Genomic DNA, 25,931 nt, shown 5'->3' on the forward strand with positions numbered 1-25,931 from the left:
TTTCTTTATGTTGATGGTATGTTGAACTTCCATCATGGCGCATTACGACGCCGTATTAAAGGGGGGAGGAGACCATCTCATCACCCTACCTGTCACCCCCGCGCAGGCGGGGATCCACCCCCTTGTTCAGGGGGTACCCCATAATACGCACAGCACATAAAATATCATCCTGATTAAAATAAACCCATAGAGGACATCATGATGAATACAACACGACCCTTATCACAATGGCTAGCAAGGTTTAGCGTATTAGGCATTATACTCACGCTACTCAGTGGCTGTTTTCATGCTAACAGCGGCACTAGCACTAGTAGTAACATACTGTCTGGCACCGCAGCCACTGGCGCACCGATCATAGGCTTTGTCTATGTGGTTGATGCCAATGGTACAGAGATCAACGTCCCTATCCAGGCCGATGGTAGCTATTCAGTTAATGTCGCCGGCATGACACCCCCCTTTATGCTACGAGCCGTCCCTAATGACACCTTGCTGCCAACGCAATATTCCTATGCAACAAGTGCCGGAATAGCCAACATCACCCCCTTGAGCACACTATCATTATTCATGGCCAGCACCCTGGATTTGAGCGCAATATACAACGGATGGAATGGAACAAACATAATCCTGACGACTATTATTGCCGCACAACAAATCATCAATGCCAACCTGAGAGCACTGTTCGTTGCTGCAGGACTGGATCCTCTGACATACAACTTTTTAACCGCCGCTTTTAATGCCAACGGTGCAGGCTTTGATGGTTTGCTTGATGGTATTGATGTCCGCGCTGATCGCCCGAATGAAATCAATTTTACTATCACGGGCAACGTCGGCTTTGCCTTTGATGAAGACATTGATACCAGCAACATGAATATTGGCGGTAGCAGTGGTGGAGCCAATAGTGGAGGTGGATCATCAAGCTCGCTACCTTCCAGTGTATCTGGACAAATTGTCACTATGGAATACGCCTCTGCCGCACCAGGTTCACCCTATAACAATGGTGATCAGATTCTCTTCACCTTTAGTAGTAGCGGTGCCTTGATGCTAACTGATCAATCTATCGTAGTCGCTAATAGTTTTACTGTTGATAGTTTCGGACAATACATCTGGACTGATAGCACTAGTGGCTATGAATACCAGTTATCTGTCATTAATAGTGGAATTAATGAGGTTAATGTCATGAATGGCAGCACCTTCCTCGGTCAGTTCACTCCTGTTTCCAGTGGTAGTGGCGGTGGCGGTTCTGGTGGCGGTTCTGGCGGCAATTCTGCCAGTCTGTCAGGTGTCTCATCCCTGCCCACGACATTTACACCTGTCACTTCTATAATGACAAGCAACCCAATCTCCGATGAGATCAGCTTCACTATGTCACTGGGTGGCACAGATACACTCACTATTCTGATTAGCTTATATCCTGGCTTTGATCCGGGTGTAACAATCATACATGCCAGCAGTTCAGCTCAAACGAACTGGTCTACACAGGGCTCAAGTCAAACACTGACGGTAGACTTAAACAACAAGACTGTCACCTTCAATAACCTGGTGACATCAAGCACGACAGATCCCAACGAGGTGACTGTCAATGGCAGCTTAAGTTATCAGTAAGGCGGGTAACTAAACACCCCCTCCATCAATAAAGAGACAGGGATGTCTCTCCTTTTTATACAGTACCCTGCAAGCGCATCCAGTCATCCTGCTGTATCGGATCAGACATGGAACAATACGGTGTATAGGCATCCATGACCCATTGTGTCTGTTCAGACAATATCCCTGACAGAACAATACCTCCTCCATCAACAATATAGCCCGCAAGTCGTGGTGCCAATTCCACCAGAGGGCCGGCAATGATATTTGCCAACAACAGATCAACCTCAGGGCTTGATATTCCCCCAGGCATATCCTCAGGCAACATCACCTTCAAACCCTCGGAAACCCCATTCCGCTCGGCATTATCCTGTGTTGCCAACAAGGCCTGTGGATCATTATCAATCGCCCATACCTCTTTCGCCCCCAACTTCAACGCCGCCAACGATAGTATCCCTGAGCCACAACCATAATCCATTACGATTTTGCCTTGCGGCGGGTTGGCATCCAGCCACTCCAGACAAAGCGCCGTGGTCGCGTGTGTCCCACTACCAAAGGCGAGACCAGGATCCAGCTCCAGCACCACGGCACCGGCAGGTGGTTGTTCACTTTCACTGGGGCAAACCCATAAGTTCTCACCAAACTGCATGGCATGAAAATCATCCATCCATGCCCGCACCCAATCACGTTCCTCCAAGGCCTGGATATGAAACACCATATCGGCCCCCATAACATCTTGTAAGGTCGACAACAGCCGTTTCTGATCGGTCTCAGCTGCAAACAAGCCCATTACCCGAGTATTCGTCCACAACGGGGTCTCACCGACCGGAGGCTCATACAGAGGCTCATCCGCCGAGTCTTCCAGCGTTACTGAGACCGCACCCGATGCCATCATCAGATCCGATAATTGTTCCGGATCATGCTCACCCGCATCCAGAATTAATTGAAACCATGCCATAAAAAACCTCTCACTAAGGCCCGTGGTACACACGAAATGGGGACAGAGCAAAAACTCTAATGAGATAAGAGCGTTGCTCTTATCTCATTAGAGTTTTTGCTCTGTCCCCAGGATATACGTACCACAGACCTTATTAATTTAACACTAATCCCAAGCCAACCAACAAGGTAATAACCTCATATACCCGCTTGATCCATTTATTCCCCGCAACAATAGATAAATGAGCCCCCATATAACCCCCTAACAGGGAACCCAGCAATAAAGCAGGCAACCACAACCAGCGAATCTCACTCTGTAGACCTAATGTAACTGCACCCACACCATTCCAGAACATCCCCACCAGAATCAAGGTGTAGGCCACAGCACGTCGATAATCCAGACCAAACCAGCGCACCAACCATAACGTAACAAAAAGCCCGGTACCCGATGTCAACGAACCATTTAGCACACCAATAGCAAATAAAACCACGCCACCGGCAAGATAGCCTCTTTTATCACGATGAATACGAGAGACCTGCTGCCCAAGCGAGGGGCTTAACCATGAATACAGACCCAGACTCATCGTCAGTATACCCAGAGAGACCTCTGCCATACGTCCAGGCACCAACAGAATCAGATTGGCACCAATAACCACCCCGGGCAGACCTGCCAGCAACATAAAAACAGCAAACCTCCGCTCCAGCGGTTCCTCCTTCAGATGTCGAATGGTTGCACCCACACCGAGAGCAACACTGGCAACCTTATGCGTTGCCAGAGCAATGGAAAACGATAACCCAAGAAAGATTAAGGCGGGCAGCTGAATCAGACCTGCCCCACCGCCCGCCAGCGCAGAAAAAATATTTGCTACCAAAGAGATCAAAAACAAGGCAAACTGTTCCATACCAGACAATAGGTAGTTCCTTTAAGGCTAATTGACAACCGTAATACCATGATCATAAAAAAACTTGCTCTCAGTATCAGCCTTAGTATACCTCTTATTTTTATTCACACGGACAATTCACAGGCCGCCAAGGTGTTCCGCTGGGTCGATGATCTGGGACAGATTCATTACGATGACAAGATCACCCCTGAATCAATAACCAAAGAACGTGATGAGTTAAATTCCCAAGGGATCAAACTAGGTACAACCAAGGCCGCCAGAACAGTCGGAGAGATTGCCGAAGAAAACCGCATTAAAGCCAAACAACAGGCCAGAATAAGACAACTTAAAGAACAAAAACAATATGATGATATGTTACTGGCGACCTTCACCAGTGTAGAGGACATGATAAGAAATCGTGATGGCAAGATTACCGCCCTTGAGAGCTCTGTTCAGTTAACTAAAGCCAGCCTGGTGCGTCTACACAAGACTCTGGGTAATCTGCATAAAAAAATAGACGGTAACAAAAACAAAGAAAGCAAATATGTGAAAAAGCTAATCCACGAAGCACTGGAGACTGGGATCCAGATTGAACAACAAAAAGAATATATTATTCTTAAACAACAGGCTCAGGACAAGATTCGTGAAAAATTCGACAAAGATATTAGCCGCTTCAAGGAACTGACGCAGGTGCGAGATAAAACAGAACAGTAAGTGGGAATGGTGCGCAATGCGTACTCTACCGGTATCTTCTGGCGAAACCGACCAAACCCAAAAGACCAGAACCAAACAACCATACGGCGGCTGGTACCGGCACCACTGTCGCATTAACGGTAAGGGTGCCAAAACGGTAGGCCATACCATAACTCTGATCAACTACAATCAAACCAATATTATAAACACCGGTACCATAACCCAGTGCATCAAGGCTGGCCCAGTTGATCTGATCCATTGCACTGGTGGTTGATAATAAAGCCTCTCCACTATCATCAAGGAACCAGTGATATTTTGTAATCGAGCCATTAGCTGATGTTGATGCACTGGCATCCAGCAGCAGGTCACTACCCACGCTGGTGACTAGTGGGGCAAACGTGATCTGTGGGTAAGCAAGATAGGCACTACCAATATTATCGGCAGTACCATCACAGTTGTTATCAACCCCATCCACTGTACTATCAGGGCTACCAGGCGAGTTATTCATATCGCTATCATCACAATCCAGCGCTCCCCCCAGAGCGCCACCACCCTGTGCAACCGGTCCTCCAGGAGCTAACCAACCATCCAGGTCCTGATCAACTATAGAAAACACAGTGGCATTAAAGAATGCCGCCGTTGCCAGCGATGGAAGCCAGAAGCTAAATAAAAAAAACAAGGCAACGATATATTTCTTTGGGGTTATTAACATTTTGATTATCCTCTTAATTATTTTAGTAATCAGACAAGTACAAATATAGTCCTTAATCTTCCATAAAACAAGATTGATCAGAAACTCCTTAAATCATTCAACTCCTTATGCCGTTGACCCAACTCTTTTACTGCACCCTTAAATATTGAACGCAGGTGTTTTTTTAGATGCGGCAATACCTCTTTATTCGGTATTTCCTTCAAGACACAAAATAATGCCAGGGCATAGGTGACTTCATCCTGTGACAAAAAGGCCGACCGTTCAGACAAGGGGTTATGACAACGACTACACCCGCCTCTGAATACCGCAGCGCTATTGGCAAACATTGTTCCAAACCCCATAAACACTGCAACAAGCTCTGTTACCTGTGGCCAGAGCTCCGCACCACCGGGTGGTGCTTCCTCTGCCATTGATCCCAAATAGTGCGCCAGGGTGTGTGCATAGGTCGCCACCATCCCCTCGGGATCATTTATTTGATGCGGGTTATAAGCAACCAATAATTTATGATCCTCATCAACGGCATCCAATTCAAGCCCACCAGCACCACGAATACGGCCATTAATCAGAACTTTCACCTGTTGCGGGGGCTCACTAACACGACTCTGATCAATCAATCGACAGGGCCAGTGCTTCATGCCCGCATATACTTTTACCTGCTCAAAGATCAGACTCGCCATACCCTCAACACTATCAACCCTTCCCGGGAAATGCTTATTAGAAGGCGTAACCAGTATGGTTTCATTAAAAAAAACATCACGATCAAAATTACGTAGCGCCCACGCAAAGCCATCAAACAACCATTCGATAGCATCCTCTGTAAGAACTTCACGTTTACTAAACAGACCAAACATCATCACCAACTCGTTGATTCAAGAGACAGGTATTAGCCCAACTACCCACGAATCAAACTACCAACCCCTTCATCGGTAAACAACTCAAGCAACACCGCATGCTCGACTCTGCCATCGACAATATGTGCGGCCGAGACCCCAGATTGCACCGCATCCAGGGCACAACGAATCTTGGGCAACATGCCCCCATGGATGGTGCCATCCTCAATCAGCTTATCAACCTGAGTCGCGCTGAGACCGGTCAACAGAGCGCCTTCCTTATCCAAAATCCCTGTGATATTGGTTAACAACATCAACTTTTCTGCCTGTAGCACCTCAGCCATTTTGCCTGCTACCAGGTCTGCATTAATGTTATATGAACAACCATCATTACCCACACCAACAGGCGCCACAACCGGGATAAAGTCACTCTTTACCAACATATCAATGACACTGGCATCAATCCGCTCAACCTCACCAACATGGCCAAGATCAATGATCTCAGGCACATCCATACCCTCAACCTTTCGACTCACATTTAATTTTCTTGCTTTGATCATGTGGCCATCCTTACCCGTCAGACCTACCGCAGAACCGCCGTGCTGATTAATAAGATTGACGATATCCTTATTGACCAGACCACCCAGCACCATCTCAACCACATCCATGGTCTCACTATCAGTGACCCGCATACCCTCGATAAAATCACTCTTTTTACCGAGCTTCCCCAGTAACGAACCAATCTGTGGACCGCCACCATGAACCACTACCGGGTTAATCCCCACCAGTTTCATCAGGACAATATCACGCGCAAAACCATGCTTCAGTTTTTCATCAACCATGGCATTCCCGCCATACTTGATCACTACCGTCTTACCACGAAAACGCTGAATATACGGCATCGCCTCGGTCAGGACATGCGCTACATTCTTCGCTGAGTCTACAGTCAAGGTCATACTATTTTCCTAAAACGGTAATTGAACACTACTATCGGCTTGCGACATCAGATCACGAAAATCTTGCTGGATACGTTGCAATGCCTCTTCAGTATCCGCTTCAAAGCGCAACACTAACGATGGCGTGGTATTCGATGCACGCACCAAGCCCCAACCATCCATGAAATCAACGCGCAGACCATCAATGGTTGATACTTCGGCATTATCAAAGCTGGCAGCCGCCTGCAATTTCTCCATAAACACTGGAGGCTCTCCCTCCTTCAGCATAATACTTAACTCAGGGGTGTTCACGCTATCGGGCAAGGCATCAAAGACCTGCTGTGGACTACGTGAATCCCGTGCCAGTATCTCCAGTAAACGTGCAGCGGCATAAAGTGCATCATCAAATCCGTACCAGCGCTCCTTAAAGAAGATATGCCCACTCATCTCACCGGCCAACAAGGCACCCGTCTCCTTCATACGCGCCTTGATAAAGGAATGCCCCGTCTTCCACATCTCAGATCTTCCATTAGCGGCCGCAATAACCGCAGGCAAATGCCGGGAGCACTTCACATCGTAGATAATAAGGCCATCTGGATCACGATCAATAATATCGCGGGCAAATAACATCATCAGACGATCTGGCCAGATCACCTGACCTTTAGCATCAACCACACCGAGGCGATCACCATCGCCATCAAAGGCCATACCCAGATCGGCACCTATCTCCTTCACCCGTGCAATCATATCTTTCAGATTTTCCGGCTTACTCGGATCAGGATGATGATTAGGGAAATTACCATCAATTTCACAGAACAATTCATCCACCTCACAACCTAATGCACGCAATAATGCAGGAGCGGCTTCACCCGCCACACCATTACCACAATCCACCACGATACGAAGAGGACGCTCCGGTTTGATATCAGAGAGAATACGCTGCATGTAATCATCAATGACAACTTGCTGTGTCACCTTGCCTGAGCCGGTGTGCAACTGTCCTGATTCTATACGTCGATACAAGGCTTTAATGGTATCCCCCGACAGCGTTTCACCCGCCAGAACAATCTTCAGGCCATTGTATTCCGGTGGATTATGACTGCCCGTCACCATCACACCTGATGTCGTATCGAGGGTATTAGCGGCATAATAGAGTACCGGCGTTGGAACCTGACCAATATCAATCACATCACAACCCGCAGCACAAAGGCCACGCGCCAACGCGCCCGATAATGCCGGGCCCGACAAACGACCATCCCGACCAATAGCCACGGTGGTCTGTCCGCGATCAAGTGCCTCACTACCAATCGCTTGCCCAATCAATTCAACTGTAGCCGGTGTCAGATCTGTATCAACAACACCTCGGATATCATAGGCTCTGAAAATTGTTTCCTCGACATTCATTTTTTATTCCCCGTTAATTTTTTCCAGTATGTCCAAAGCCACCCACACCGCGGTCACTTTCAACAAATTCATCAACAATATCAAAATCAGCCCGAATCACCGGCACAAACATCATCTGCGCAATACGATCACCCGGCTGAATAGAAAAATGGCTATCACCACGATTCCAGCAAGAGACAAACAACTGTCCCTGATAATCAGAATCAATCAGACCAACTAAATTACCGAGCACAATACCATGTTTGTGCCCCAGCCCAGATCTTGGCAACAGCACCGCAGCCAAGCTCTGATCGGCAATATAGATCGCCATCCCGGTCGGTATCAAATGCGTCTCACCCGGAGCCACCTCCAGCACCTCATCCACGCAGGCACGTAGATCCATCGCCGCCGAACCATCGGTGGCATAATCCGGCAAGGGAAACTCCCCGCCAATCCTTGCATCTAAAATTTTTAACTGAATTTTTTGCATATTTTCCTTACCTTCTCATAAACCGGGGACAGACCACGATTAATTCAATCAATTAATCGTGGTCTGTCCCCGGTTTTCAACATATTGTTGCGCTAAAACAACTATCAACTGACGCGCCAGGTGTGCCTTGGTATCCAGCGGTAACACCTCTTCACCACCATCCCAAAACAGGTGCAACTCATTATTCTCACTATCAAAACCACGGCCCTCAATACCCACCTGATTAGCGGCAATCATATCCAGCCCCTTTGCCTTACGCTTTGCCTGTGCATATTTCACCAGATGTTCCGTCTCCGCAGCAAAACCTAAAGTAAACGGTGCATCCGAGCGATGACTAACCGCCGACAGAATATCTTGATTTCGCTCCAACTCCAGCGTCAAATATTCTGCATCCTTCTTAATTTTATGCGGGTTACAGTCCTTTGGCCGATAATCAGCCACTGCCGCACTGGCAATAAAAATATCACAATTATCGACCTGTTGCATCACCGTTGCATACATCTCGGCCGCACTTTCAATATTGATACACTTAGCCCGTTCAGGGCATAACAATGCGACTGGACCACTAATCAGCACCACATTAGCACCCGCCTCCTGCGCAGCCTCAGCCAGGGCATATCCCATCTTGCCTGAACTACGATTACCAATAAAACGGACGGGATCAATAGCTTCATAGGTTGGACCCGCCGTAATCAATAGATTAAGGCCCTGCAAGATACCCGTTTCAAAGACATCCGCAAGCTGCTGTTGCAACATCTCCGGCGACACCATACGTCCCGGCCCGGTCTCTCCACAGGCCAGGTCACCGGAATCAGGGCCAATGATCTGTAGTCCATGTGTCTGTAAACTGGCAATGTTTTGTTGTGTCACTGAATTAGACCACATCTTGTTGTTCATCGCCGGGGCAATCAATACATTAGCCTCAGTCGCCAGGCAAATCGTCGTTAACAGATCATCGGCACGCCCACTATTCAAACGCGCAATAAAATCAGCACTAGCTGGAGCCACCAAAATGGCATCGGCCCAACGCGCTAGCTCAATGTGCCCCATCGCTGCCTCAGCATCAGTATCCAGTAAATCCGTATGTACCCGATGACCCGACAAGGCCTGCATCGTCAGTGGTGTAATAAACTCACAGGCAGCCGCCGTCATCACCACCCGTACCTCAGCACCCGCCAACTTTAACAACCTAACCAGCTCGGCAGCCTTATAAGCGGCAATGCCACCGGTGACTCCCAGTAAGAGCCTTTTACCTGACAATCGATTCATCTAAGCTATATTAACAGCAAAAAGACCATCCTGCCGCCCCGTTACGCACTATGTACCAACACTCTTTGGTGCGTAATACGCACCCTACCCTTAAGACCCTTCATTAAAGGCCGGCACTGGGGTAAACTCTTACACATCGTAAATCGACAACAAGGAGGTTGTCCTATGACAATTCGTGAATGGCCGGAACAGGAACGTCCCAGAGAAAAACTCTTGCACCACGGCAGCACCGCGCTGTCTGACGCTGAGCTACTGGCAATTTTTCTACACACCGGCACCCCGGGCATTACTGCCCTTGATCTCGCCCGACAACTGCTCGGGAAATATAACGGTCTGCGGGGTCTGTTATCCGCTAGCCAGGAGAGCTTTTGCCTCAATCCAGGACTTGGCCCATCAAAATATGCCATCCTGCAGGCCAGCCTGGAACTTTCTCATCGTCAACTACTGGAGACACTGCAACGCAAAGATGCCATAAAAAACCCAGGCGATACAAGACGATACCTTAGGTCCAGACTACGCGAATACAAACAGGAGGTGTTTGCCTGTCTGTTCCTGGATACCCGACATCGAGTGATACGCTTCGAAGAACTCTTCTATGGCACCATCGACGGTGCCTCGGTACATCCGCGCGAGGTGGTCAAGCGTGCGTTGCATCTCAATGCATCGGCACTGATACTGGCTCACAATCATCCTTCAGGGATTGCGGAACCCAGTCACGCCGATCAGGCCATTACCCTGCGATTACGTGACGCACTCGCCCTGATTGATGTCCGGGTACTTGATCACATCATTGTTGGTGATGGTCACGAGGTCTCCCTGGCCGAACGGGGGGTCATATAAGCCCTTTGGAATTGGCCTCATTGGGTCCGTTTAAAAAAGATTTACTTGCTTAATAAGGGTCAAAATGGTATAAAGTGCGACTCAAATTTAGTAGCTAACGAATTCAAACATTACGGATTAACAAGATCATGTCCAAAGTATGTCAGGTAACAGGAAAACGTCCGGTCGCTGGAAACAATGTTTCCCACGCCCATAATAAAACACGTAGGCGCTTCCTACCCAACTTGCATACCCATCGTTTTTGGGTAGAGAGCGAGAAACGTTGGGTTAAACTACGCCTTACCAGTAAAGGTATGCGTATTATCGATAAACGCGGGATCGATACCGTATTATCTGATATGCGTGCTCGCGGCGAAAAGGTCTAGGAGAATATCATGCGTGAAAAAATTAAACTCGTTTCCAGTGCAGGCACCGGTCACTATTACACCACAACCAAGAACAAACGCACCATGCCGGGTAAGCTGGAACTCAAGAAATACGATCCAGTGGTACGCCAACATGTAAATTACAAGGAATCCAAGATTAAATAAGCCTTGATTTTTAGTGGTCAATGAAAAAAGGTCTGTAATAACAGGCCTTTTTTCATTGACCACTTAAGAGATTCACTATAATGTCAAAACTATCGGTTATAAATGGAAATCAAACCAAAGATACTGCAATGCGTGACATTTTTATAGGCAGACAGGCAATATACGACAGTGAACTCAAGGTTTATGCCTATGAGTTGCTTTTCCGTAGCAGCAAAACCAACAATGCCAGCGGTATTACCAATGGTGATCAAGCCACTTCTACCGTCATCTCCAATGCATTCATGGAGATTGGTCTTGAAGACCTTGTTGGTTCTCGCCTGGCATTTATCAACCTGACCAGCAATTTCTTTCTCTCCGATGAAAAGCCACCGTTCTCACCAGAACATGTTGTGCTGGAAGTATTGGAAAACATCAAACCTGATGCCGATATTATAGAAGGCATACAACATTTATCCAAACAGGGATACGCCATTGCACTGGATGACTTTGTCTATGATGAAAGCCTGATACCGCTGGTTGAGCTGGCCGATATCATCAAATTGGATATGCGCGCACTCGGGCATGACGGCATCGTTGAACAAATGGAGATACTCAAGCCCTACCCTGTGAAATTGGTGGCAGAAAAGATCGAAAATCAGGATGAATTTGATTTCTGCAAAGAACTAGGCTTCGATTACTTTCAGGGCTATTTCCTGTGTCAACCACGCGTAGTAAAAAAACGCAGCCTGTCACCCAATCGTATTGCTATCTTGCAATTACTGGCCGAAATATCTCAACCGGATGTCGATGTAAAGAAACTGGAGGCATTAATAACCCAGGATGTTACCCTGAGTTATAAATTATTACGCTATATCAACTCTGCCTTCTACTCATTACCCAAAAAAGTAGAATCCATCCAGCAAGGTCTTGTTTATCTGGGATTAAAAACCATCAAGATGTGGGCCTACCTGTTAAGCATGGCCAATATTGATGACAAGCCCAATGAATTAATGGTCACTGCCATTACTCGCGGCAAGATGTGCGAACTACTGGCCGGTCACCTGGGCGTTAGAAATAGTGACACCTTCTTTACTGTCGGCATATTCTCTACCCTAGATGCCATGATGGACATGCCCATGAATGAGATACTCAATTCACTCCCTCTCAGCACTGATATCCAGGATGCCCTGCTTCACCATGAGGGGCCGGCAGGTGAAATACTGAAACAAGTCATTGCCTATGAACAAGGTCTTTGGAGCAAGGTGAATAACAAGGGTATCAGTACCGATCAATTCACCTCGGCTTACCTCGGCGCATTATCCTGGGCCGATGAAACCTGCAAACAGATCAACTAGTAGCGCGCACCATTGTCAATAACAAATGCCCTTTATCACCCACCCTGGCTTGCCAACCTGCTGCAATATAGGTCGTAGCCACCTGCTCTGTAATCAGCGCAGGGCCTGAAACAAGCTGTGCAGGTATCAAACCAGCGCGAGGATATACCGACATCATCTTTCTCTCTGAATGAATACTCGCATCTATCGGTGGCTGTTGATAATTAAAATCAACATCTGTCTCGCTAGCACGCAACACAACCCGCAGATTCACCAACTCAACTCCAGTGGTTAAACGATGGCCAAAACGCGCTTCATGACGCGCATGAAATGCCACTTGTGCCTCGACAATATCCTCCCACGGCAGATTGAGGCTACTCGACTGACCACGATAACGTAGATCCAGACTACAACTGGAATGAATATCAGCCCGAGCAACGCCCTCAGCCACAAGCTCGTCACAACCACGATCAATCATACGCTGAAACTCTTGCTCTAATTGGTTCCCATCAAAGTCATCCAGCATCCCTGTCAGCGTATGCGATAATTGTCGCCCCCTGGGCGCAACCAACATACCAAAGGCCGATAAGACACCCGCATTCACCGGCACCAGGGCTTGATGCACCCCGACAAGCTCAGCCAGCGCACACACATGCAAGCCACCTGCACCACCAAATGAGGTCAATACAAAATCAGCAGGATCAATGCCCCTTTGTACCGAGATCACACGCAGAGCCGCTGCCATATTTTCATTCACCAGGCGAATAACACCCTCGGCAGCCTCTAACAATGAAAGCGATAATTGATCCGCAATAGCCTGTATCACACGCCTCGCAGCAGACACATCCAGCACCATCTTACCGCCTAGAAAATCCTCTGCTCGCAGACGACCCAGCACCAGATTGGCATCCGTCACCGTTGCACAACTGCCACCCTTGCCATAACATGCCGGCCCCGGATCAGCACCCGCAGAGGCAGGGCCCACCTGCAACATTCCCCCTTCATCGACCACAGCAATAGAACCACCACCGGCACCAATAGTATGCATATCCACCATCGGCACAACCACAGGATACGGCCCAATCCGACCTTCCTGTGTTAAACAGACATCACCATCAATCAATGCCACATCCGTTGACGTGCCACCCATATCAAAGCTCAACAAGCGATCACAAGCAACATCCTTACCAATAGCCCTGGCTCCCATCAAACCGCCCGCAGGCCCCGACAATAATAGATTGACCGCCTTTTTTGCTGCCTGCGGAGCCGATATCGTCTCCCCTGAACTCTGCATCACGGTAAGACGAGCCGAGCCAAGCGAGGCCTCCAGACGATTCAGATAGCCCTGCATCAACGGGCCAACATAGGCATTAAGCCAAGTCGCAATACCGCGCTCATACTCACGGTATTCCGCCAACACCGTCGATGATCTGGAGACAAATACTCCGTCAGGTATTACCGCCTCAATACGACGTTCCTGTTCATCGTCAAGATAGGAAAACAATAGATTAATAGCGACCGCCTGCGGGGCGAGTTGCTTGATCCTCTCCACCAGATCCTTGAGCATGTCATCCGTCAGCGGCCTTAACAAAACACCCTCTGCCGACCTACGCGTATCCACTTCAACACACATAGAAGCGGTCACCGGCGGAGTATCAAGGCCGGGTTGCAGATCATACAGAGATGCCCTCGCCTGACGACCGATAGTCAACACATCACCCAGACCCGTATTGGTTATATAGGCCGTCGCAACACCCTTACCCTCTAGCGCCGCATTAGTCGCCACCGTTGAACCATGCACCACCAGCAAGTCATCCAGGCCAATACCCAGGTCATGGATACCCTGCAAGATTGCCCGCTCAGGCGCATCCGGGGTCGATAATACCTTGTGCACACGCAAGCACCTCGCATCATCAATTAATACGAAATCAGTAAAGGTACCCCCGGTATCAACACCTAATAACATTATCCAATCCTACCAGAAATAAGCTGCTCAACCTATATCACAAGAGGTTATGTCAGCCGAAAGAGAATTTGGTGCGCAGTGCGCACCCTACCTTTATACCGTCACTCAAGCGAATACGGTCTCTATTATATTACTCTTACAGTAAACCGTATTTAACGGTAAAATAAACCCATCATGAGTAATCCCCTTCTCGAAATCAAAGACCTGAATATCAACTACGGCACCACCAACGCTGTTAAAGACATCAGCTTTGAACTCCATCGCGGTGAGATACTCGGTTTCCTAGGGCTCAATGGTGCAGGAAAATCCAGCACCATGCAGGCCATCACCGGAAACCTGGCAACACAGGCGGGCTCGATAAAGATATGTGGAATGTCTCTGTTTGAACAAGGCCGGGCAGCAAAACGGCATATCGGCTACCTGCCCGAGATTGCCCCCCTGTATACACAACTCACTATCAACGAATATCTGTACTATTGCGCACAACTACACGGTGTTAGTAAAAACAAAATTCAGCACTGTATCAACAACAGCAAACAGCGTTGCGGCCTCACCCACAATGAAAACCGACTGATTAAAAACCTGTCCAAAGGCTATCAACAACGGGTCGGTATTGCACAAGCGATATTACATAACCCGGATATTCTAATTCTGGATGAACCGACTGTTGGTCTTGACCCGGCACAGATCCGTGAGATCCGCCGCCTGATACAGGAGCTAGGTGAGGATCATGGCATCCTGTTATCATCACATATCCTGCCCGAAATTCAGGATATTTGTAATCGTGTACTCATCCTACATCAAGGCAAGATCGTACTCAATGAATCCATCCGGCAACTACAACAGCAAGCACGTCAATCGCTACAACTGGGTTTTCGCAACCCACCCGATAACGAGCAACTACTACAAATCAAGGGTGTTGATGCAGTGGATACAGAGACATCATGCACCCGAGTCTGGTTCTCAAAAAACAACCCCGGAGACGAGATTCTTCAACAGGCCATACAGCAGGATTGGGGGCTATACAAACTTAACCCGGAAGAGGGCATGATGGAACAGGTCTTTATTCAACTGACCTGCAATGATGAGCCGCCGAATACAAATACGGGTCAATCTGAATGATCACCACTATTGCCCTGCGTGAATTCCGTAATCTATTTATCTCACCGCTGGCGTGGACCATCCTTGCTGTCATCACCGCCATCATCGCCTATCTCTTTTTAATCAAGATCGAGATCTACATCGATATTCAACCACGACTCATCGGCATGAAAAACCCACCAGGTATCAGTGAGATGATCATCATCCCACTCCTGTCCGAGGCCAGCACGCTGTTATTACTAATCACCCCCTTGATCAGTATGCATTTATTCAGTGGTGAACGACAACAGCACACACTCACACTATTATTCTCATCACCGATATCCATTAGCGAGATTGTACTGGGAAAATATCTGGGACTACTGGGGTTTTTCATCATCCTGTTAGGTCTGATTAGTCTGATGCCCTTATCCCTGCTGGCAGGTGCAACAATTGATACTGGTAGACTCTATGCTGCCTTATTAGGGCTGGCACTATTACTCGCCAGTTTTAGCGCCATCGGTCTGTTGATGTCCAGCCTGACCCACTCACCCACTATTGCGGCTACGGGCACCTTTGGCGTGTTATTACTGTTATGGATTATTGACTGGGCAGGAACCAACCCAGGCAATAGTGATGCATTATTTTCATACATCTCCATCCTGCGACACCAACAATCGTTTATGAATGGCATGGTCAATAGTAGCGATGTGTTTTACTTTCTATTGTTAATCATCACCAGCCTGGGGTTAAGTATCAATCATCTGGATATGAGTCGACGATGAAAAACAGGCTCTCAGAAAGGCTCATTGATCGCTTGCAGGGCTATAGCTTTATCATTCTATTTTTACTGGCAACCAGTCTTCTGCATGGCCTGAATCAACAATACAATTACCACAGCGACTGGACAAAACAACAACAAAATTCCCTCTCTGAAGCCAGCATCCAGCTTGTCACACAATTACATGAGCCACTGGAATTCACCGTATTCATGCACACAAACAAGCCCCTGCGCCAACAGATTAGCGGTCTCCTTAAACGCTATCAACGGCATAGTGAACAGATCAAAATCACATTTATCAATCCCGACCTGCACCCCAAAATGGTACGTCAATACAATGTACGCCTGAACGGTGAGACTCTAATTCAATACCAGGGGCGGAGTAAAACCATACAGCGTATTGATGAGCAAAGCATAAGCAATGCCATTGGCCAACTGATACAACAACAGCAACAGTGGCTACTCTTCCTTACCGGGCATGGTGAACGTAAACCGTTCAGTGATGCCAGCCACGACCTTTCAACCCTGACACAGCGACTGCAACAACAAGGTATCAGAATACAACAACTCAACCTGGCACAGACCCTGTCCATTCCCGACAATACACAGACGCTGGTCATAGCATCACCACAAAGTGACCTACTACAGGGTGAGATCAATATCATCAGACAATATATTAATAGGGGGGGCAACTTGTTATGGCTCACTGAGCCGGGAGCCGATGCACACCTTTATGAGATAGAGCAACAACTCGGAATCTATCGTCTACCGGGGATGGCAGTGGATGCCAATAGCCTGTTACTCGATATCGGCGACCCTTCCTTTGTCTACATCACGGACTACCCTGGGCATCCCCTGAATCAATCATTAAGTGCTGGCAGCCTGTTACCCCAACCCGTGGCATTACAAGACCGCTCGGAGCCTCAATGGCAAACCCGGGTCTTGCTACAAACAAGCAAAAGAAGTTGGACCGAGAGCGGCCCGATCAGTGATACCATACACTTTGACTCGGACACAGCCGAACAGGCCGGGCCGCTTGATCTGGGCTGGTCGATGCAACGCGAGATTCAACACCAGGGACAAAGCCGACAACAAAGAATCATCATTATTGGTGACGGTGACTTCGCTTCTAATGCCTACATAGGAAATGGATCCAACCTTGAGTTTGCCAGCAATATCATTCACTGGTTAAATCATAACGATAGCCTCATCGATATACCAATACGAAAACAACATAACATCCAACTTAATCTTGGCAGAAATGTTCAATACATTATCGCCTTTGGTTTTTTATTTATCCTGCCCCTGAGTTTATTTATTACGGGTATAATCATTCGTACACGACGAAACCGAAGATAGTTATCATGCAAGAGACCTTCTTATGCGCTCACGAAGTTTAATCAATCTTGGCATCATCTTGCTTATCCTGGTGATTAACTGGCGAGTGCCTGAAGAGACTCGTCAAAAGATCATGGCTCGACCCATTACCGAATTAAGCCCGGCAAAGATCCATCACATCGCGATCACCCGCAAGCAATCCACCTTGTCCTTAACGAAAAAAAAGGATGGCCTCTGGTATATTGACCAACAACCCGAGGTTGCCGCCAATGAAACCCTGGTCAGGCTATTACTTGAAGTTGCCAAACTGAAATCCATCAAGGAATATCCTGCCAATGAATTAAACCTGTCCGATATTCAGCTGAACCCGGCGCTGGTACAACTCCGCTTCAATGACATTAAAATCAATTTTGGCATCACCGAACAGATTAATGGTTATCGTTATATACAGATTGGTAAACAAGTGCATCTGGTCAAGGATACCGGGCTGGCCTTATTCAGTACAGAAGCACATTACTTTACCAAAGGGAAAATGCCACTGCTAAATCCTTAGCCTGGTATCCCTATCATCCTCGCGTAGGCTTGTCATCTCAGCGCAATATTGTCATCCTCGCGTATGCGGAGATCTATTGGTTTATGGATTCCCGCCTGTGCGGAAAGGATAGATAAAGAACATGATAGAAAACAAAACAACAGCAAGAGTTTTTTATGCCTGAACTACCTGAAGTCGAGACCACCTGTCGAGGTATTAGCCCTCATATCACAGGCAAGTCATTCCAGAAAACCATTATCCGTCATCATCAATTACGCTGGCCGATACCTGATAATCTACCGCAGCTACTTCAAGGTAAAAAAATCCTGCAGGTTGAACGCCGAGCTAAATACCTGCTAATCAAAACGCGCCAACACACCCTCATCATCCACCTCGGCATGTCCGGTTCGTTCTATATTACCCACCCGGAAAGCGTGGTTGAAAAACATGACCACGTGGATTTTATCTTTGATAAAAACACCTGTTTACGCTACACCGACCCACGCCGCTTTGGTGCCATCCTGCTAACCGACCAACCGATTGACCAGCACCCGCTGTTCACCAGGCTTGGCCCGGAGCCTCTCGGCACTGATTTTAATCCGGAATATCTACATCAACGATCCAGAAACAGAAAGACGGCTATAAAAAACTTTATTATGGATGCGAAGGTTATTGCTGGCGTGGGAAACATCTATGCCAGTGAGTCCCTTTTTATGGCACATATCCATCCTGCCTGCGCCGCCGGTAAGATCTCGAAAAAACGCTATAGCGATCTGGTAAGTGCTATACAGGATGTCCTGCAAAAGGCGATCAAGGCCGGTGGAACCACCCTGCGTGATTTTGTTAATGGTGAGAAAAAACCCGGCTACTTCAGTCAACAACTACAGGTCTACGGTCGCGCTGGTGAACCCTGCCCTGTCTGCCAGACAACCATCAAACAACTACGACAGGGACAACGCTCAAGCTTTTATTGCCCCCACTGCCAGCATTAGAACTTCAAGGGGTCAGAGCTCTTGAAAAACAATTGTCATCCTCGCGCAGGCGGGGATCCATGAGGGTTTATACATTATTATAGATAGATTCCCGCCTGCGCGGGAATGACAGCATCCCTCGAATTTTCAAGAGCTCTGACCCCTTGAAATTTCTTGAGATTTTTCATTCAACTCGTGCGCTGCCATTACCTCGGGGATCACTGGCGGCACTGACCTTACCTGCCTTTTTATCCCAAAAAACAGCCTGCATATTGCCATAGCGCCCTTGCAAGGGTTGCATCTGGTGCCCCATCATTTCAAGATCAACCAGGGTATCGTCATCAAATGCCGCTGCCTCGTATTGCACATAATCGGGCAGATACTGGTGATGAAAACGTGGCAGGCTCACCCATGAATCCGCATTATGACCTGCAGCGAAGTCCAGTATACCCAACAGCACCATGCTGATAATCCGACTACCACCTGGAGTACCCAGTATGGCCACGCCATCCTTACCTTCAACAAAAGTTGGCGACATACTCGATAAGGGGCGTTTGCCTGCGGCAATGGCATTCGCCTCAGCACCTACCAGCCCGTAGACATTCGGCACCCCGGGTTTGGATGAAAAATCATCCATCTCATCATTTAACAGGATACCGGTACCAGGCACAGTAAAACCGGAGCCGAAGGGATAATTAATACTCATGGTAGCGGCGACTCGATTACCTTCCTTATCCAGTATGGAGAAATGTGTGGTATCCCGACCTTCCTGTAGACTTGAGGCATCAGCAAAGGATGCACTGACACTGGCATCATCCGATTGTATGGAATGCCGCAAGTCATCCGCATGTGATGTAGATAACAGATGCTGCAACGGAATAGTGATCTGATCCATATCGCCCAAATACAAGGCACGATCTCGATAGGCTCGACGCATCACCTCAATCAACACATGGCTACGTTGTACCGTTGTCATTGATTCCAGGTCGTAGGCTGACAACATATTCAGCATGGTAATCAGGGCAACGCCACCCGATGAAGGTGGAGCTACCGAAGTAATTTTCAGGCCACGATATTGACCGACCAATGGCGTTCTTTCCACGACTTGATAGGCCGTTAAATCTTCCTCGGTCCAGATACCACCCGCCGCCTTTACCGCAGCGACCAATTGCCGCGCAATCATCCCGCCATAAAATCCCTGGTGTCCCTGATTAACCAGATGTTCAAAGGTATCCGCCAGATCTTTTTGCACAATTTTGTCACCCAACGCAGGTAATTGTCCCTTGTTCAGAAATATCGCACGCGATGCGACCGATAGACGCAAGGCTCGTAGACGAAACCGAGTCATATCAATGTAGTGCTTATCCACCCGAAAGCCATTACGGGCATAACGAATAGCAGGAGCAAACACCTGCGACAAAGGTAGTCGCCCATATTTTTCTGATAGATGAACCAGTGCTGCTGGCTCACCAGGAATAGCCGCCGCTGATACCCCATCCATAGAGAGCCGCTTGATCACATTACCTTGCTGATCCAGGTACAATGCCCGATGCGCTCTTAATGGTGCCCGTTCACGACCATCAATCATCACATCGAGTGCATCACTGGCACGATGCAATAACCAGAAACCGCCACCACCAAGACCTGAACTATAAGGTTCAACCACCGCGAGTACGGCACTCACCGTGACTGCGGCATCAAAGGCGTTACCGCCATGAGCAAGGATATCCATACCTGCCGCTGTCGCCAACGGATGAGCACTGGCAATGGCAGCGGCGGCTGGCTTTAGACGGTCACCCGCACCAGCCAGCCCTCCTGCAATCAGTAGCCAAGCATAGAACAAAAATCGAATAGAAACGTTAACCCGCATCAATAATACGTTGGTACTTTAGCTGTAACGCTTCACGCGTCTCTTCATGATCAGGATCAAGCGGGATACAGTCGACCGGGCAGACCTCTACGCACTGCGAGGTATCATAGTGCCCGACACACTCGGTACACAGGTCGGGGTCAATCTCATAGATCTCTTCACCCTGAGTAATTGCCCCATTCGGACACTCAGGTTCACACACATCACAGTTAATACATTCATCAGTGATTATTAAGGCCATCAAAAACTCCTACACATACCAAACTGGCTAACATTATCTCATGCGGCTACGCAGTGCATCCATCACTTTTTCATGCACAAAAGGCGAAACATCCCCACCCAGACTGGCAATTTCCCGTACCAGACTGGAGGAAACAAAGGAAAATTGCTCCGAAGGTGTTAAAAACAAGGTTTCTACTTCAGGAGCCAGTTGTCGATTCATACTCGCCAACTGAAACTCATATTCAAAATCAGAGACTGCTCGCAAGCCGCGCAGAATCACATTCGCACCCTGTTGCTGTACAAAATCGACCAACAGGCAATCAAAACTCAGCACCTCGACATTATCAATCCCCGAAAGAACGGCATTTGCCAGGGCAACACGCTGCTCACTATCAAAAACTGGTTTTTTACCCGGTGAACTAGCCACTGCAACAATTACCCGATCAAATAAAACGGCGGCACGTTGCACCAGATCAGTATGACCATTGGTAATGGGATCAAAGGTACCCGGATAGACTGCAATCTTCATAGCCATATTATGCACGGATTATGCTAAGCAACCAAGCCCACACCCCAAGGGGATGAATTCAGGTTAGAATAGAGCGATGAAACGTCGGTTTTTCCTCAAATATTCACTTGCCGGGATGATATCCACATGGGCTGGCTCTGCCTCTACAGCCAGCATCAGTCTTGGGCAACCCATAAACCATAACCCGCAACAAAACACCCTACGCGCATTTATCGACGTGTTATTACCTGAAGATGAAACCCCCAGTGCCAGCCAACTCGGTATTGATGAAGAGATACTCACCCGTGTCGCCAACCATCCAAACTACACACGTTTGTTGCATGGTGGTCTTGCCTGGCTCGACAAGATGGCCTACGCACAATATAACAGGCGGGGTTTTACACTATTAACCCAGGCGCAACGAGAAGCGATTGTACGCATGGCCGAGGCGACAAAGATGCCCTCTGCCCAGCGTCTATTCTTCGAACAGATACGCAAGGATAGCTTCCTGTTCTACTATTCGCATCCACAAAGCTGGAGCAATCTTGGCTTTAACGGGCCACCACAGCCAGCAGGATTCATCGATTATACACAAGCACCCGATAGCAATACACTATGAATAAACGGGTAGCCGATGTGGTTATTATTGGTGCGGGTGCTGGCGGTGGTGCTTGTGCCTGGGCATTGGCTCAAGCGGGCATACAGGTATTGGTACTCGATGCCGGCCCTTCTTATGATCCCTACACTGACTACCTACTGGACAAACCCCAATGGGAAACCCTTCGTTTCCCCGACAAGCTGGATGCCACTCGTGATCAGGTGTTTGCGCCACTACAGCAACTCGACCCCAAATTATCGCATCTACGCTCGTGGAATCATCTTATGGGTCAAATGGTTAAAGGCAATCGTCGTCAAGCCTGGGGCTATCAGCATGTACGTGGCATTGGCGGCAGCACGCTCCACTTTACCGGCGAGGCACACCGGATGAACCCGGCCTCAATGCAAATGAAGACCCGCTTTGGTGTGGCTGCCGACTGGCCATTGAGCTACGATGAACTCGAACCCTATTACCAACAGGCAGAAAAGGTCATCGGTGTCGCAGGTTCAAAAAAGGATCACAGCCGTCCCCGATACAGCGCCTTCCCATTACCTCCGCACCCACTCAGCTACGCCAGCCAAAAACTAGGAGCAGGCTGTCAAAAATTAGGTATGAGCTGGATTCCAAATAGCCTGGCAATACTATCAAAACCCTATGATGGACGGCCACAGTGCAACTACTGCGCGAACTGTGGTCGAGGCTGCCCACGAACCGACAAGGGTAGCGTGGATGTCACTTTTCTGCGCCAGGCCGTTGCCACTGGCAACTGCACAATTATGGAACAAAGTACCGTCACACGGCTTGAAACCGATTCATCCGATAAAGTCAGCGGGATTATCTATCGAGACCAACAAGGGCAGGAACAACGTCTATCCCCATCTATCGTGGTATTGGCCGCAGGCGCGGTCGAGACACCCCGCCTATTACTGTTATCCGAAAGCACCACTGCACCCGATGGCCTTGCCAATGAATCCGGCGAGGTCGGTAAAAACTTTATGGAAACAGTGGCATGGATCAGCAGTGGGCTGGCATCAGAGGCTCTGGGCAGTCATCGCGGAGTCACCGTGGATAGCATCTGCTGGGATTTCAATAAGCCTGATGCTATCCCCGGAGTTATTGGTGGTTGCCGCTTCGGTGCCGGGCCTGCCGAGGCTGACCTGGTGGGGCCAATCAATTATGCCTCACGCGTAGTGGGTGGCTGGGGACATAGCCACAAACAACGTATGCGCGAGCTATTTGGTCGCATACAGACCGTTGTCAGTGTTGGCGAATGTCTACCCAACCCTGGCACCTTCATCGACCTTTCAAGTGAAGATCGAGATCCATTCGGCAATCCGCTGGCGCGTATCCACAGCCAGGTTGAAGCGGCAGAGATTAAACGACTGGAATTCATGCAGAGCAAGACCCGAGCCATTCTCAAGGCCTCCGGGGTCGAGCAATTAATCGAGGAATATGGTAGCTACGATGCCTTTAATGCCACCCATGTATTTGGTAGTTGTCGAATGGGCACCAATCCCGAGACATCGGTGGTTAATGCCTTTGGACGTAGCCACCGCTGGCATAATCTATATATTGCTGATGCCAGTGTATTCCCCAGCTCAGGTGGTGGTGAGGGGCCCTCACTGACCATTGAGGCCCTCGCTATCCGCACCGCCAGGCACATAAAAGATGCCAAATAAAAAAGCAGCCTGATTAGACTGCCTTTTTATTAAACTTAACATAGCAGAGCCATTAACGTCGTCGCACAAACCCGAACAAGCCAATCAGCGCAGAACCAAATAACCACACTGCAGCAGGTAAAGGCACCGAAGAGATCTCGTTCGTTACCTCGCCCCCTGGAACGAAACCATCACCGAATACAAGAAAGGGAGAGGCGGAAAAACCAGCCTCAAACATGAACCCACCCGTGCTGCTGTATGGTGAAAGTGGCTTAATCCCATCACCAGCCCAATAGACGATTGCCTGACTAGCACCATCCGACCAACTTGAAAATGGTAGCAAACTCGTATCAGGTGTTTCCCACGATGTTATGCTAGAACCAAAACCATCATCAAAAAGAAAACCAGCATCCCAGTCTACATCACTAACAATGGCTGTCTGCCAGCCAGTCAGAATGGTATTAGAGGGGGGGATAAAAATAAAGCTATCTATGGCCGTATCATTAGCGACCGCAAAGCCATATATCTGGTCATAGTCTGTGTGGACAACAAACTCACCAGAGAACCCATCAAAATATTCATCAATAACTGGTGGATTTGTTCCAGCATTCACGTTCATTGTGAATAATAAGCCAAGGCTGATAGCTGTCGCACTCAACTTGTAGGAAATAGATTTCATCGTATTCATTATTCATCACTCCATTGGTTGATATTCATGTTCCGCATTGGTATGCAGGTATGATTAGAAGTAATGCAGATTCCGCGCCACATAGCAATATACTTTTATAACAAAGAGTTATAAAAAACCTTGGCTTTAAATTCCGTAAAAAAGTAAAGAATACCGACAGAATATTGACCTGATATTGTAAAATACACCGACTCCAGTCTCAGCTCTTAGTGTTTCTTACCAACAAATGATACTCCACCTGACCCGCCTGTTTACTGCGTAAAAACTCCCAACCCGCAGGTAATACAGGTCGATCACCCTTCTTCATCTCAATATAGACCCGTGCATCAGGTCTTAGGCAATCCGTTTCCAGCAATAATGCTAGCGATTGCTCCATCAGGTTATCGGCAAAGGGAGGATCCAGGAACACAATATCGAATAGATCCTTATTATTTTTCAGGAAGGCAAAGGCATCACTCTGGATCAACTCAATATTTTCTGCCTGTAAATGTTCACAATGCTGTCCAAGTGCTGCAATTATGGGGGCCGCCCTATCAACTAATACTGACTTTGCCGCCCCACGGGAGGCTGCCTCCAGACCCAGGGCACCACTCCCAGCATACAGATCCAGACAACGAGACCCATGAATAACCGGAGCCAACCAGTTAAATAGCGTCTCCCGCACCCGTTCCGGTGTTGGTCTGACACCCGCTAACACGGGAAAATCAAGGCGACGACCACGCCATTTGCCCGCAATAATACGCAGTGAGTGGTGGGATTTTTGTTTAGCAGGACGTGTGGGTGACTTCATTGAGCCATAATCCCTTTACGGAGATAACGCGTCAACTAAATATTAAGGAACCTCTGATCAATTATATATTGTTACTGCTGTTCTGTTAACCCAAGAGACAGGGATTGCGCTTCTCTATCAGAGACCCTTGCCCGCACGACTGCATGGATGCAGGAGGTAGAGCAACGCAGGAGCAGTTGCCGAAAAGACGCGGGCGTGGAGCCTACACGGATGTATTCACGGCGTGTCTCTGATAGAGAAGTGCGATTCATGTCTCGAACTGACCAGGCATATTTTTTCGATGAATATCATACTTATTACAGAAACCAAAATAACACTTTAGTGGTTATAAACCGAGAACCACATCGGTAGTCTTTATCATCGACACGCCGTACATACATCCCTGTAGGCTTGATACCCGCATCCTTGCGGGCGACAGCCGCTGATAAAGACTACCGATGCAGTCCCCCCCTCTGTCAGGATAGTTGTCCACCCAGTATGATGGGACTTCAATAACTAATGAGAGCGGGCAGAGAGAGTAATCAATGGGTTATCCA

At 48.2% G+C, this 25,931-nt stretch carries 27 protein-coding genes and 1 pseudogene; 13 read left to right on the forward strand and 15 right to left on the reverse strand.

All coding sequences use genetic code 11. The features are described 5' to 3' along the window. Positions 1 to 198: 198 nt before the first annotated feature. Positions 199 to 1,602, forward strand: coding sequence for a hypothetical protein (locus tag GXP22_05270; protein ID NOX08888.1), 1,404 nt, complete (start codon positions 199 to 201; stop codon positions 1,600 to 1,602). Positions 1,603 to 1,657: 55 nt separating this feature from the next. Here GXP22_05270 and prmA read toward each other — a convergent pair whose 3' ends face one another. Then, the gene (prmA, locus tag GXP22_05275) at positions 1,658 to 2,539 is read right to left on the reverse strand and encodes a 50S ribosomal protein L11 methyltransferase (GenBank protein NOX08889.1); all 882 of its coding nucleotides are present in this window, start codon (positions 2,537 to 2,539) and stop codon (positions 1,658 to 1,660) included. A gap of 133 nt (positions 2,540 to 2,672) precedes the next feature. Continuing rightward, a complete protein-coding gene (locus GXP22_05280; GenBank protein ID NOX08890.1) occupies positions 2,673 to 3,419 on the reverse strand; it encodes a sulfite exporter TauE/SafE family protein in 747 nt (248 codons plus the stop codon). A 48-nt stretch (positions 3,420 to 3,467) separates the two neighbouring features. Between GXP22_05280 and GXP22_05285 the strand changes: the two genes are divergently transcribed. Further along, positions 3,468 to 4,112 (forward strand): DUF4124 domain-containing protein, encoded by a 645-nt coding sequence (locus GXP22_05285; GenBank protein NOX08891.1) that lies wholly within the window; start codon positions 3,468 to 3,470, stop codon positions 4,110 to 4,112. A 25-nt stretch (positions 4,113 to 4,137) separates the two neighbouring features. Here the strand turns inward: GXP22_05285 and GXP22_05290 are convergent. The 6 genes and pseudogenes from GXP22_05290 to coaBC form a co-directional block, all read right to left on the reverse strand. Next, positions 4,138 to 4,236, reverse strand: a pseudogene (locus tag GXP22_05290) (VPLPA-CTERM sorting domain-containing protein). A 644-nt stretch (positions 4,237 to 4,880) separates the two neighbouring features. Beyond that, a complete protein-coding gene (locus GXP22_05295; protein ID NOX08892.1) occupies positions 4,881 to 5,654 on the reverse strand; it encodes a hypothetical protein in 774 nt (257 codons plus the stop codon). A 41-nt stretch (positions 5,655 to 5,695) separates the two neighbouring features. Further along, positions 5,696 to 6,589, reverse strand: a complete 894-nt coding sequence (gene argB, locus GXP22_05300) for an acetylglutamate kinase (GenBank protein NOX08893.1) — start codon at positions 6,587 to 6,589, stop codon at positions 5,696 to 5,698. A gap of 9 nt (positions 6,590 to 6,598) precedes the next feature. Continuing rightward, entirely contained in the window at positions 6,599 to 7,972 is a 1,374-nt protein-coding gene (locus GXP22_05305; GenBank protein NOX08894.1) for a phosphomannomutase/phosphoglucomutase, read from the reverse strand. A gap of 13 nt (positions 7,973 to 7,985) precedes the next feature. Continuing rightward, a complete protein-coding gene (dut, locus tag GXP22_05310) occupies positions 7,986 to 8,441 on the reverse strand; it encodes a dUTP diphosphatase (GenBank protein NOX08895.1) in 456 nt (151 codons plus the stop codon). A 48-nt stretch (positions 8,442 to 8,489) separates the two neighbouring features. After that, positions 8,490 to 9,710: a bifunctional phosphopantothenoylcysteine decarboxylase/phosphopantothenate--cysteine ligase CoaBC gene (coaBC, locus tag GXP22_05315; protein NOX08896.1), complete on the reverse strand. Its 1,221-nt coding sequence runs from the start codon at positions 9,708 to 9,710 to the stop codon at positions 8,490 to 8,492. A 165-nt stretch (positions 9,711 to 9,875) separates the two neighbouring features. On the opposite strand from coaBC, the gene GXP22_05320 reads away from it, so the two are divergent. The 4 genes from GXP22_05320 (at position 9,876) to GXP22_05335 (ending at position 12,414) form a co-directional block, all read left to right on the forward strand. Beyond that, the gene (locus GXP22_05320) at positions 9,876 to 10,550 is read left to right on the forward strand and encodes a JAB domain-containing protein (GenBank protein NOX08897.1); all 675 of its coding nucleotides are present in this window, start codon (positions 9,876 to 9,878) and stop codon (positions 10,548 to 10,550) included. Positions 10,551 to 10,678: 128 nt separating this feature from the next. Next, a complete protein-coding gene (rpmB, locus tag GXP22_05325; protein NOX08898.1) occupies positions 10,679 to 10,915 on the forward strand; it encodes a 50S ribosomal protein L28 in 237 nt (78 codons plus the stop codon). Between the two features lie 9 nt (positions 10,916 to 10,924). After that, entirely contained in the window at positions 10,925 to 11,080 is a 156-nt protein-coding gene (rpmG, locus tag GXP22_05330; protein ID NOX08899.1) for a 50S ribosomal protein L33, read from the forward strand. A gap of 128 nt (positions 11,081 to 11,208) precedes the next feature. Continuing rightward, on the forward strand, positions 11,209 to 12,414 hold the full coding sequence (locus GXP22_05335) for an HDOD domain-containing protein (GenBank protein ID NOX08900.1): 1,206 nt from the start codon (positions 11,209 to 11,211) through the stop codon (positions 12,412 to 12,414). On the opposite strand, the gene GXP22_05340 is transcribed toward GXP22_05335, so the two are convergent. Then, a complete protein-coding gene (locus tag GXP22_05340; protein NOX08901.1) occupies positions 12,407 to 14,359 on the reverse strand; it encodes a hydantoinase/oxoprolinase family protein in 1,953 nt (650 codons plus the stop codon). The genes GXP22_05335 and GXP22_05340 overlap by 8 nt on opposite strands. Positions 14,360 to 14,533: 174 nt before the next feature. On the opposite strand from GXP22_05340, the gene GXP22_05345 reads away from it, so the two are divergent. The 5 genes from GXP22_05345 (at position 14,534) to mutM (ending at position 19,082) form a co-directional block, all read left to right on the forward strand. Further along, positions 14,534 to 15,481 (forward strand): ABC transporter ATP-binding protein, encoded by a 948-nt coding sequence (locus GXP22_05345; protein NOX08902.1) that lies wholly within the window; start codon positions 14,534 to 14,536, stop codon positions 15,479 to 15,481. Continuing rightward, a complete protein-coding gene (locus tag GXP22_05350) occupies positions 15,478 to 16,224 on the forward strand; it encodes an ABC transporter permease subunit (protein NOX08903.1) in 747 nt (248 codons plus the stop codon). The genes GXP22_05345 and GXP22_05350 overlap by 4 nt, the downstream gene beginning before the upstream one ends. Beyond that, the gene (locus GXP22_05355) at positions 16,221 to 17,579 is read left to right on the forward strand and encodes a GldG family protein (protein NOX08904.1); all 1,359 of its coding nucleotides are present in this window, start codon (positions 16,221 to 16,223) and stop codon (positions 17,577 to 17,579) included. The genes GXP22_05350 and GXP22_05355 overlap by 4 nt, the downstream gene beginning before the upstream one ends. 22 nt (positions 17,580 to 17,601) lie before the next feature. Further along, complete coding sequence (locus tag GXP22_05360) at positions 17,602 to 18,111, forward strand: hypothetical protein (protein ID NOX08905.1); 510 nt, start codon at positions 17,602 to 17,604, stop codon at positions 18,109 to 18,111. Positions 18,112 to 18,266: 155 nt separating this feature from the next. Further along, positions 18,267 to 19,082 (forward strand): bifunctional DNA-formamidopyrimidine glycosylase/DNA-(apurinic or apyrimidinic site) lyase, encoded by an 816-nt coding sequence (gene mutM / locus GXP22_05365; protein NOX08906.1) that lies wholly within the window; start codon positions 18,267 to 18,269, stop codon positions 19,080 to 19,082. Between the two features lie 163 nt (positions 19,083 to 19,245). Here the strand turns inward: mutM and ggt are convergent, their stop codons facing one another. From ggt to coaD, 3 genes are read right to left on the reverse strand one after another with little or no spacing between them, the layout of a single operon-like run. Next, positions 19,246 to 20,931 carry a gamma-glutamyltransferase gene (gene ggt, locus GXP22_05370; protein ID NOX08907.1) on the reverse strand — a complete coding sequence of 562 codons (1,686 nt, stop codon included), beginning with the start codon at positions 20,929 to 20,931 and terminating at the stop codon, positions 19,246 to 19,248. Continuing rightward, positions 20,921 to 21,172, reverse strand: coding sequence for a YfhL family 4Fe-4S dicluster ferredoxin (locus GXP22_05375; GenBank protein ID NOX08908.1), 252 nt, complete (start codon positions 21,170 to 21,172; stop codon positions 20,921 to 20,923). The genes ggt and GXP22_05375 overlap by 11 nt, the downstream gene beginning before the upstream one ends. A 33-nt stretch (positions 21,173 to 21,205) precedes the next feature. Further along, positions 21,206 to 21,682, reverse strand: coding sequence for a pantetheine-phosphate adenylyltransferase (gene coaD / locus GXP22_05380; GenBank protein ID NOX08909.1), 477 nt, complete (start codon positions 21,680 to 21,682; stop codon positions 21,206 to 21,208). A 76-nt stretch (positions 21,683 to 21,758) separates the two neighbouring features. On the opposite strand from coaD, the gene GXP22_05385 reads away from it, so the two are divergent. Together GXP22_05385 and GXP22_05390 are read left to right on the forward strand one after the other, a co-directional pair. Beyond that, a complete protein-coding gene (locus tag GXP22_05385) occupies positions 21,759 to 22,280 on the forward strand; it encodes a gluconate 2-dehydrogenase subunit 3 family protein (GenBank protein NOX08910.1) in 522 nt (173 codons plus the stop codon). After that, positions 22,277 to 23,938 (forward strand): GMC family oxidoreductase, encoded by a 1,662-nt coding sequence (locus GXP22_05390; GenBank protein ID NOX08911.1) that lies wholly within the window; start codon positions 22,277 to 22,279, stop codon positions 23,936 to 23,938. The genes GXP22_05385 and GXP22_05390 overlap by 4 nt, the downstream gene beginning before the upstream one ends. Before the next feature lie 52 nt (positions 23,939 to 23,990). On the opposite strand, the gene GXP22_05395 is transcribed toward GXP22_05390, so the two are convergent. From GXP22_05395 to GXP22_05405, 3 genes are all read right to left on the reverse strand, one after another. Then, the gene (locus GXP22_05395; protein NOX08912.1) at positions 23,991 to 24,605 is read right to left on the reverse strand and encodes a hypothetical protein; all 615 of its coding nucleotides are present in this window, start codon (positions 24,603 to 24,605) and stop codon (positions 23,991 to 23,993) included. 199 nt (positions 24,606 to 24,804) lie between these two features. Next, a complete protein-coding gene (gene rsmD / locus GXP22_05400) occupies positions 24,805 to 25,395 on the reverse strand; it encodes a 16S rRNA (guanine(966)-N(2))-methyltransferase RsmD (GenBank protein NOX08913.1) in 591 nt (196 codons plus the stop codon). 71 nt (positions 25,396 to 25,466) lie between these two features. After that, the gene (locus tag GXP22_05405) at positions 25,467 to 25,646 is read right to left on the reverse strand and encodes a hypothetical protein (GenBank protein ID NOX08914.1); all 180 of its coding nucleotides are present in this window, start codon (positions 25,644 to 25,646) and stop codon (positions 25,467 to 25,469) included. Between the last annotated feature and the right edge of the window lie 285 nt (positions 25,647 to 25,931).

The sequence above is a fragment of the Gammaproteobacteria bacterium genome, from assembly GCA_013151035.1.
Classification (GTDB): Bacteria; Pseudomonadota; Gammaproteobacteria; order JAADJB01; family JAADJB01; genus JAADJB01.

Excerpts from the sequence above, each read along its gene's own strand:
- GXP22_05335 (NOX08900.1), top strand. The coding sequence starts at position 11,209 with ATGCGTGACATTTTTATAGGCAGACAGGCAATATACGACAGTGAACTC.
- GXP22_05340 (NOX08901.1), bottom strand. The coding sequence starts at position 14,359 with ATGTTATTAGGTGTTGATACCGGGGGTACCTTTACTGATTTCGTATTA.
- GXP22_05350 (NOX08903.1), top strand. The coding sequence starts at position 15,478 with ATGATCACCACTATTGCCCTGCGTGAATTCCGTAATCTATTTATCTCA.
- GXP22_05360 (NOX08905.1), top strand. The coding sequence starts at position 17,602 with ATGCGCTCACGAAGTTTAATCAATCTTGGCATCATCTTGCTTATCCTG.
- GXP22_05305 (NOX08894.1), bottom strand. The coding sequence starts at position 7,972 with ATGAATGTCGAGGAAACAATTTTCAGAGCCTATGATATCCGAGGTGTT.
- GXP22_05280 (NOX08890.1), bottom strand. The coding sequence starts at position 3,419 with ATGGAACAGTTTGCCTTGTTTTTGATCTCTTTGGTAGCAAATATTTTT.
- GXP22_05320 (NOX08897.1), top strand. The coding sequence starts at position 9,876 with ATGACAATTCGTGAATGGCCGGAACAGGAACGTCCCAGAGAAAAACTC.
- GXP22_05390 (NOX08911.1), top strand. The coding sequence starts at position 22,277 with ATGAATAAACGGGTAGCCGATGTGGTTATTATTGGTGCGGGTGCTGGC.
- dut (NOX08895.1), bottom strand. The coding sequence starts at position 8,441 with ATGCAAAAAATTCAGTTAAAAATTTTAGATGCAAGGATTGGCGGGGAG.
- GXP22_05355 (NOX08904.1), top strand. The coding sequence starts at position 16,221 with ATGAAAAACAGGCTCTCAGAAAGGCTCATTGATCGCTTGCAGGGCTAT.
- GXP22_05405 (NOX08914.1), bottom strand. The coding sequence starts at position 25,646 with ATGAATCGCACTTCTCTATCAGAGACACGCCGTGAATACATCCGTGTA.
- mutM (NOX08906.1), top strand. The coding sequence starts at position 18,267 with ATGCCTGAACTACCTGAAGTCGAGACCACCTGTCGAGGTATTAGCCCT.
- GXP22_05385 (NOX08910.1), top strand. The coding sequence starts at position 21,759 with ATGAAACGTCGGTTTTTCCTCAAATATTCACTTGCCGGGATGATATCC.
- prmA (NOX08889.1), bottom strand. The coding sequence starts at position 2,539 with ATGGCATGGTTTCAATTAATTCTGGATGCGGGTGAGCATGATCCGGAA.
- GXP22_05270 (NOX08888.1), top strand. The coding sequence starts at position 199 with ATGATGAATACAACACGACCCTTATCACAATGGCTAGCAAGGTTTAGC.
- GXP22_05375 (NOX08908.1), bottom strand. The coding sequence starts at position 21,172 with ATGGCCTTAATAATCACTGATGAATGTATTAACTGTGATGTGTGTGAA.
- argB (NOX08893.1), bottom strand. The coding sequence starts at position 6,589 with ATGACCTTGACTGTAGACTCAGCGAAGAATGTAGCGCATGTCCTGACC.
- GXP22_05345 (NOX08902.1), top strand. The coding sequence starts at position 14,534 with ATGAGTAATCCCCTTCTCGAAATCAAAGACCTGAATATCAACTACGGC.
- rpmG (NOX08899.1), top strand. The coding sequence starts at position 10,925 with ATGCGTGAAAAAATTAAACTCGTTTCCAGTGCAGGCACCGGTCACTAT.
- rsmD (NOX08913.1), bottom strand. The coding sequence starts at position 25,395 with ATGAAGTCACCCACACGTCCTGCTAAACAAAAATCCCACCACTCACTG.
- rpmB (NOX08898.1), top strand. The coding sequence starts at position 10,679 with ATGTCCAAAGTATGTCAGGTAACAGGAAAACGTCCGGTCGCTGGAAAC.
- GXP22_05395 (NOX08912.1), bottom strand. The coding sequence starts at position 24,605 with ATGAATACGATGAAATCTATTTCCTACAAGTTGAGTGCGACAGCTATC.
- GXP22_05285 (NOX08891.1), top strand. The coding sequence starts at position 3,468 with ATGATCATAAAAAAACTTGCTCTCAGTATCAGCCTTAGTATACCTCTT.
- ggt (NOX08907.1), bottom strand. The coding sequence starts at position 20,931 with ATGCGGGTTAACGTTTCTATTCGATTTTTGTTCTATGCTTGGCTACTG.
- coaD (NOX08909.1), bottom strand. The coding sequence starts at position 21,682 with ATGAAGATTGCAGTCTATCCGGGTACCTTTGATCCCATTACCAATGGT.
- GXP22_05295 (NOX08892.1), bottom strand. The coding sequence starts at position 5,654 with ATGTTTGGTCTGTTTAGTAAACGTGAAGTTCTTACAGAGGATGCTATC.
- coaBC (NOX08896.1), bottom strand. The coding sequence starts at position 9,710 with ATGAATCGATTGTCAGGTAAAAGGCTCTTACTGGGAGTCACCGGTGGC.